The sequence below is a fragment of the Bacteroidales bacterium genome (assembly GCA_021157585.1).
In the GTDB taxonomy this organism is placed as follows: domain Bacteria; phylum Bacteroidota; class Bacteroidia; order Bacteroidales; family UBA12170; genus UBA12170.
The window spans coordinates 1-8,123 of record JAGGWH010000157.1 but is presented as its reverse complement, the minus strand read 5'-3'; the positions used below and the strand labels follow the sequence as shown (position 1 = coordinate 8,123).

4 protein-coding genes and 2 tRNA genes are annotated in these 8,123 nt (G+C 34.2%); 4 read left to right on the top strand and 2 right to left on the bottom strand.

Annotation, left to right across the window (positions count from 1 at the left end; translation table 11 throughout):
* Nucleotides 1-229, bottom strand: a 229-nt coding sequence (locus J7K39_10775) for a hypothetical protein (GenBank protein ID MCD6180373.1), incomplete at its 3' end; no start/stop codon positions are given.
* Between the two features lie 314 nt (nt 230-543).
* Between J7K39_10775 and J7K39_10770 the strand changes: the two genes are divergently transcribed.
* Nucleotides 544-1,263 (top strand): dimethyl sulfoxide reductase anchor subunit, encoded by a 720-nt coding sequence (locus J7K39_10770; GenBank protein ID MCD6180372.1) that lies wholly within the window; start codon nt 544-546, stop codon nt 1,261-1,263.
* Nucleotides 1,264-1,483: 220 nt separating this feature from the next.
* Here J7K39_10770 and J7K39_10765 read toward each other — a convergent pair whose 3' ends face one another.
* Nucleotides 1,484-4,642, bottom strand: coding sequence for a TonB-dependent receptor (locus tag J7K39_10765; GenBank protein MCD6180371.1), 3,159 nt, complete (start codon nt 4,640-4,642; stop codon nt 1,484-1,486).
* A gap of 420 nt (nt 4,643-5,062) precedes the next feature.
* On the opposite strand from J7K39_10765, the gene mutS reads away from it, so the two are divergent.
* The 3 genes from mutS to J7K39_10750 all read left to right on the top strand — a co-directional run bounded on the left by mutS (nt 5,063) and on the right by J7K39_10750 (nt 7,976).
* On the top strand, nt 5,063-7,648 hold the full coding sequence (gene mutS, locus J7K39_10760) for a DNA mismatch repair protein MutS (protein ID MCD6180370.1): 2,586 nt from the start codon (nt 5,063-5,065) through the stop codon (nt 7,646-7,648).
* 57 nt (nt 7,649-7,705) lie between these two features.
* Nucleotides 7,706-7,778: transfer RNA gene (locus J7K39_10755), tRNA-Gly, on the top strand.
* Between the two features lie 113 nt (nt 7,779-7,891).
* Nucleotides 7,892-7,976: transfer RNA gene (locus J7K39_10750), tRNA-Leu, on the top strand.
* Nucleotides 7,977-8,123: the final 147 nt, after the last annotated feature.

Here is an 8,123-nt window from a genome sequence, read left to right as displayed (position 1 = left end):
TAATAGCGACTTCCGTTTTTTCGGTTGCAGCTTCACCTTCTGCCATTTCGCGCTGTGTAAAATTAGAAATACGCATAGCTTTATTCCATACTTCTTCGTTAAGTCGTCCGTCTAATTTTATTTTTGCTTGAGTATGCAGAGCTGTTAAGGTGTCTACATCATTGGCAAAAAGAGTTAAGGGGAATATAAATAAAAATAACAAAAATGGTTTTATATTTTGCTTAAACATACTATGATTTTAGCGGTTTGACTTGCCTTTTCGCAACGGCAAATAATTTGGTTTGTGTTTTGTTGGTAAAAATACATTTTTCTTATACTTAGAGAGCTAATTTAAAAAATAATTAGGTTACAAAGAATTCATTCTAAAAACAGAATCCCATTTTGGTTAACCTAAGTTAGATATAAAAGATATATAGCTTTATTCTAAGTCTGAAACATAGATTAATTTCATATTTTTATCAAGAATTTTTATGTTTAAATATTATACTGCTTTTTACAAGATTGTAACATAGTTTACAATATCAAAAATAAAATATTAATGATTTGAAGAAAGAATTAAATTTAGCGGAGAAGAAAAAAAATGGCATTTCATCAGAATGGTCATTATTGGTTTTCAGCTTGCTTACCACATTATTGGTGGCTGCTTTTTATGCTGCTTTTAGTAAAGGATTATCAATAAAACCTGAGCTTTTTATTGGGCTTGCTATTTTAGGTGGAATTTTAAGTATGGCTCATCTGGGTAAAAAGTTACGTGCTTGGCGAGCTGTATTAAACATTCGTAAATCGTGGTTGAGTAGAGAAATAGTAGCCTACAGTCTTTTTGTTCCATTGGCATCGCTTTGGCTATTTTTTCCTCAGCAAAATGAGTTGGGTTTGTTGGCAACTATTCTTGGTTTGCTTACTTTGGTTTCCATTGACAATATATATCGGCAATTGCCATCAAAAAAAGAAAATAAATACCACAGTGCCGATGTGTTATTCTTTACGGTTTTTCTTTATGTTGCTATTCTTGTTTTTAATCCGTGGATGTTTTTTGGAGCCTTGATTTTAAAAGCTTATTTGTATATCACTAGAAAAATAATGTTTCAGAAAGTTGGAAATGATATCCGTCTTGTTTTTTCTGTTTTCAGAATTCTTTTGGGTTTTATTGTTCCTGTGGTACTTTTTTTCACTTTAGGTTTTGATACCGTTAATTACTCCGTTTTAATTTCTGTTGTTTTGGGCGAAGTGATTGACAGGATAGAGTTTTATTTGGAGCTGTGATTTTCTTGATATTTGAATTCCTCACCACAAAGGCACTAAGACACAAAGAAAAAATTGGTTATGAATAAGTAAATCAAGTTTAATTTAAAATTTAAAACTCTGTGTCTTCATGTCTCTATGGTTAGTTTTTTAAAAGAATAAATAATAAAATGGGCATAAAAAAAGTGCTGCTTCCAAATGGAGACAGCACTTTTTTAGTATTTGATAACCTATACCTTTCTTAGAAGATATAACGGACACCGAATTGCATTTGCCATTTTGAAGCAACAGAGAATGCATCGATATAAGAATCAGTTAAGTTAGTATCAAAGTTGAAATAAGGTACATTATTAGCATCAACACCAGTAACTGCAATTGGGTTATATGTCGTTGCATATTGACGAACACCCCAATTAGAGTTGATCATATTTCCTAGATTCATAATATCAAGAGAAAGTTGAATTGTATGTTTCTTTCCTTTTATGTCAAAATAGAAGTCTTGCATAACACGGAAGTCCATTTGAGCGAACCAAGGCAAAGAAGCACCATTTCTTTCAGCGTAAGTACCACGACGAGTACTTAAATAATCATCTTGTTCGATAAACGCATCTAAAGCAGCCCATTGTGCAGAAGCATTTGCGGCTTCAATACCAACACCTTCTTCAACAGTACCAAAATGAATATCATTTGAACTTGCAGGAACATAAAGAAGGTCGTTGTTCATAATACCATCCTGATTTAAGTCACCAGCATAAGTAAAAGAATAACGATTTCCTTGTCCAGCCTCAAAGATTAATCCGAAAGAAGAAGCCATATTTTTATAGCTTGTTTGATACATAAAGCTTGAGATTATGCGGTGCTTTAAACCATAACGAGACCAAGATAAAGTAGGATCGTTAGGATCGCCAACTACTGGATTACGTTGGAAAGCATCAGCAGCAATCTCTGCAGGAATAGAAGTATAGTCTTTAGATTCTTGATAAGTATAGGCAACATCTGCACGTAGACCAAAAGCAAAAGCTTTTTGAATTTTACCAGTTAAGCTATATTGGTAACCTTCAGAAACATTATCCATAACAATAGCACCTGCATCAAGGAATCCAATAGCATTAGCATCAGAAGAATAAATATTAGCTTCATTAAAACCACCAAAAATTGCACGAGTATCACCAGTTCCGGATAAATTACTAGAAGGAGCTGACATATTGTAGTTGCGGTGAACTACAGCATTGATATCTTTTCCATAGATTCCTTCGAAACCAACGATTAAACCATTGCCTAAGTTCCAGTCGGCAGCTAAATTACTTTTCCATACCTGTGGGAAACGGAAATCTTCTGAAGTAGAATTAACTTGGAAAGTATAACCGGGGTTTATACCTGGGTTTGAAGCTTGGTTACCTAACCATACAAATGGGATACGTCCGGTAAAGATACCGGTACCACCACGTAAACGAAGGCTATTGTCGCCTTTAACGTCATAATTAAATCCAATACGAGGAGACCAAAGGACACGAGCGCTTGGCCATATTGTTGGATCAACAACTGTAGAGTTTCCATCTTCATCTACCCAACCGTCAAAATTTGCAGCTTCAAGAGTAGCATCTGTTTCTTCAATTGAATTCAAGTAAATAGGAACATCTATACGTAAACCAAAAGTCAAATTAAACTGATCGTTTACTTTAAACTCATCCTGAAGATAAAGACCTAGTTGAGCAACATCAACTTCTGACATTGCAAAAGGTTTTTGTTGTGCAGCAGCAACTTCAGCATTAAAATCCATATCTTCAGAAGTAGTAGCTAAAAACTCATCAACACCACCAAAGAACATATGCCAAGGATAATAGAATAAGTTAAAAGAGTTGTTAAACTTAAAAACTTCAAGGTTTACACCGGCAGTAATAGTGTGGTTATTCATATAATAGGTTAAGTTATCTGTAAATTGGAAAACATCTTGATCTAGAATATTATGAGTTGAGAACATCTCCGAACCGGCTGTAATAGCAAGATTTCCATTTTCATCAAAAATATCAATAACAGGGAATGGCGCAGAATGTGGATCACGACTATCTCTAAAACCGGTATAACTAAACATTAATTTATTAGCTATATTAGTAGAAAAAATAGAATTTAGTTCCGCAACTACCGAGTGAATTTTATTGTTGATAGTATAAGATGAATTTTCGAAAGGAAGACGATAACTTGTTGGTCCGCGACCGATAATTGCTTCCGGATGAGGAAGAATATCTTTCCAGGCATCAAGCATATTATAACGTAATGTTAAAGTGTGATTTTTTGCAATATTCCAATCAAGTTTCGCTAAAAATTTATTGTTATAAGTTTCGTGATTATATCCTTGATAAGCACCAGCATCATAACCCCATTCGTTTAACAAATGTTGTTGAACAGCAATAATATCACTTTCTAAAACGCTAGTTACATTTGGTCCTGAATTTGTTCCGTTATCAGCAACAAAGCCATGAGCTAATTGGTCTCTACGTTCTGCTTCAGCATTCACAAAGAAGAAAAGTTTGTTTTTTATAATTGGACCACCAACACTAAAACCTGTTTGGCTAGTGCTGAAATCAAGATTAGGAGCATCAACACCGCTAACCTTATCGCCTATCATATTTTCATTTCTTAAGAAAGTGTAAACCGTAGCTTTTATTTCATTAGTTCCTGATTTAGTAACTGCATTGATACCGGCACCGGTGAAACCACCTTCTCTAACATCAAAAGGAGCTAAAGAAACTTGAATTTGCTCAATAGCATCAAGAGAAACAGGCTGTGCATCTGCTTGTCCACCGGGAGTAGCATAATCTAATCCGAAAGAATTATTGAAAATAGATCCATCAAGGGAAAAGTTATTATACAATTTATTACGACCACCAAAGCTATTTCCATCGGCTTGAGGTGTTAAACGTGTTAAGTCTCCGGAACTACGGGAAATATTTGGTAAACTCTGGATTTGTTTACTATCGATACTTGTCATAGCACCAGTTTGCTCGGCATTAAGTTCACCTTCTTCTTTTGCTAGAATTTCAACTTCGGCTAATTCTGTAGCACTTGGTTGTAAGGTAACTAGGACATTAGAAGTTTTGTTCAGTTGTAAATAAATTCCGGTTTCCTCGGTGTTTTCAAATCCAACAAAAGAAACAACAACTTTGTAAGGTCCCCCTACACGCATATTACGAATATTAAATCCACCGTCGTCCATAGTAACAGTACCATATTCAGTACCTGTTGGAGTGTGAATTACTACTACATTAGCCATTGGAATAGCTTCCCCGGCATTGTCTACAACTTTTCCGGAAATGGAAGATGTTGTAACACCCTGACTAAAAGCTTGAGGCAAAGCCGTAACAAAAGCCAAGAATACTAAGAGTAAAAATTTGTTTTTCATTAATCTTTAGGTTTATTAAATTAATACAAGATGAATTACCAGAGCACTTAATCTTATCATAAGTACAAATTAAAATATGTTAAAATCTAAGTCGCAAATCTAAATGATTTACAATAGTTTAACAAATGAATAATAAAAATATTTTAAAAGAAGCAATTTCGGGATACTAAATATAATCGATTGATATTCAGTCAAAGAAGTGTACATAGCGTATTGATGTACCGGAATACCTTAATAATAAAGGGTTTATAATTCTTTTGGAAAGCTACAACATTTACAGCTTTTGCAAAAAATCAAAAAAAAAGAAGTTTTCAAAAAAGATCAAAAAAAAAGCAAGATTTGTTTAGAATCTGTAAATTTACCAGCTAAATTCAAAAAGACTTAAGTGTGAGCACAAAAAAAATTGCCGAAACTCCATTAATGAAACAATACAACAGCATTAAGGCTAAATATCCTAATGCTTTATTATTATTTCGGGTAGGTGATTTTTATGAAACCTTTAGTTCCGATGCTATTAAAACTTCTAAAATACTGGGTATAGTTTTAACAAAGCGTGCCAATGGTTCAGCTCGTTTTGTTGAATTGGCTGGCTTTCCACATCATGCTTTGGATACTTATTTGCCAAAACTTGTAAAAGCAGGTCAGCGTGTTGCTATTTGCGATCAGTTGGAAGATCCTAAAACTACTAAAACTATTGTCAAGCGAGGGGTAACAGAGTTGGTAACTCCGGGAGTTTCGTATAACGACAATGTTTTAGAGCATAAAGTCAATAATTTTTTGGCCTGTGTAGATTTTAATACTAAGCTTAGTGGTGTTTCTTTTTTAGATATCTCTACAGGTGAATTTTTTGTTGCTCAGGGTTCTACATCATATATCGATAAGCTTTTGCAGAGTTTTCGCCCAAACGAAGTTATTGTTCAGAGAAATAAATTAAATGACTTTAATAAAATTTTTGGCGATAAATTTTTTACAACCACTTTTGATGATTGGGTTTTTACTAGCGAGTTTGCTACTGAGCTTTTACTCAAACATTTTAAAACATCATCTCTTAAAGGTTTTGGGGTAGAGCATTTAACCCAAGGTGTTATTGCTGCCGGAGCTGCTTTGCATTATTTAAGCGAAACTCAACATCATAAAATTGGACATATCAATAAGCTTGCACGAATTGAAGAAGATCATTATGTGTGGCTCGATCGTTTTACTATTCGAAATTTAGAACTTTTGCATTCGCCTAACGAAAACGCAAAAACCTTACTCGATATTATTGATAAAACGGTATCTCCAATGGGCTCAAGAATGCTAAAACGATGGATGGTACTGCCTTTAAAAGATATACATCCTATACAAGAACGCCACGATATTGTTTCTTTTTTTGTGGAGAATAAAAGCTTACGCGATTCCTTAATTTCTGAAATAAATGATTTAGGCGATTTAGAAAGATTAATATCTAAAGTTGCCACGGGAAAAGTTAATCCCAGAGAAGTACTTCAACTTAAAAGAGCACTTTATCATATCGAAAATATTCAAAAGATATTAAGCGAAAGTGATGAAATAAGTTTGCAAAAAATGAGTGAGCAGCTTAATTTTTGTGCTTTGATTCGGAAAAAAATAGAAGAAGAATTACTTGAAGATGCTCCCGTAGTAGTTGCAAAAGGCAATGTAATTGCGAGTGGCGTTTCGGTCGAATTAGACGAGCTTCGTAATATCAGTACATCAAGTAAAGACATTTTAAAGGATATTCAAGAAAGAGAATCTAAAAATACCGGTATTACATCTTTAAAAATTGGCTACAATAATGTATTTGGTTATTATTTGGAAGTCACCAATGTGCATAAAGATAAAGTACCTGAAGAGTGGCATCGAAAACAGACTTTAACGGGTTCTGAGCGTTATATTACCGAAGAGCTTAAAGTGTTAGAATCAAAAATTCTTGGTGCAGAAGAAAAGATTCTTCTTATTGAGCATCAATTATACTCAAACCTCATTATAAGTTTAAGCGATTATATTGTTCCTATTCAACTTAATGCCACTATAGCCGCAAAACTCGATATACTTTTATCTTTTGCATCTTTAGCAAATGAGTATAATTATATTCGTCCCGAAATTAATAATACTTACGTTTTAGATATTAAAAACGGGCGTCATCCGGTTATAGAGCAACAGTTAGAACCCGGCGAAAATTATATAGCTAATAATGTGTTTTTAGATACGGAAAAGCAACAAATTATTATTATCACAGGTCCTAATATGTCGGGTAAATCGGCTTTGCTCCGGCAAACAGCTTTAATTGTTTTACTTGCGCAGATGGGAAGTTTTGTCCCTGCCGAAAGTGCAAAAATAGGTTTAGTCGATAAATTATTTACTCGCGTTGGTGCAAGTGATAATATTTCTTCGGGCGAATCTACTTTTATGGTAGAGATGAACGAAACGGCAAGTATTCTAAATAATATTTCTAATCGTTCTTTAATCTTGCTCGATGAAATTGGTCGTGGAACCAGCACTTACGATGGAATTTCTATTGCTTGGTCTATAGCCGAATATTTACACGAACATCCAACTTTTAAAGCTAAAGTATTATTTGCAACTCATTATCATGAGTTAAACGAAATGGCAAAACAGTTTAAACGAATTAAGAACTATCATATTTCTGTTAAAGAAATTCAGAATAAAGTAATTTTCCTACGTAAATTAAAAGAAGGCGGTAGTGAGCATAGTTTTGGTATTCACGTAGCTAAAATGGCAGGTATTCCTCAAATTATAGTTGATAGAAGCAATGAGATGCTTAAAACTTTAGAAGATACACATAGAAAAAGAGATTTTAATAAACCTATCGAAAATAAAAATAAGCGTAATGATAAAAACGATTTCCAATTAAGTTTTATACAATTGGATGATCCTCTATTATATCAAATTCGCGACGATATTTTAAACACGGATATCAATACTTTAACTCCTATTGAAGCACTAATGAAGCTTAATGAAATCAAAAAACTTTTAGGGAAATAATTTTCATTTAAAAGCTTGCTTGTCAAAAAAAAATATATGTATATTTGCACCCTCAATGCGAAAGTAGCTCAGCTGGTAGAGCACGACCTTGCCAAGGTCGGGGTCGCGGGTCCGAATCCCGTCTTTCGCTCAAGAAAAGTTCATTTTTAGTTGCCCCATTTGGGGAAATCTAAATGAAGCCCAGGTGGTGGAACCGCAGCAATTTATTGCAAGCTCCCATCCTGCTGGGCGAAGTAGTACTAAGCCCAGGTGGTGGAATTGGTAGACACGTTGGACTTAAAATCCAATGATCATTGCGATCGTGCGGGTTCAAGTCCCGCCCTGGGTACAAAAGCCTTCTTTTTAGAAGGCTTTTTTGTTTTATATGGTGACTAATCCACCGCTAAGCTTAATCAGAGATTAAGCTTGATTTAAAATACAATCTCCTGACCGAGCGAAGGATGAAAGATTAATATTAACCCTAATTTCTATAATT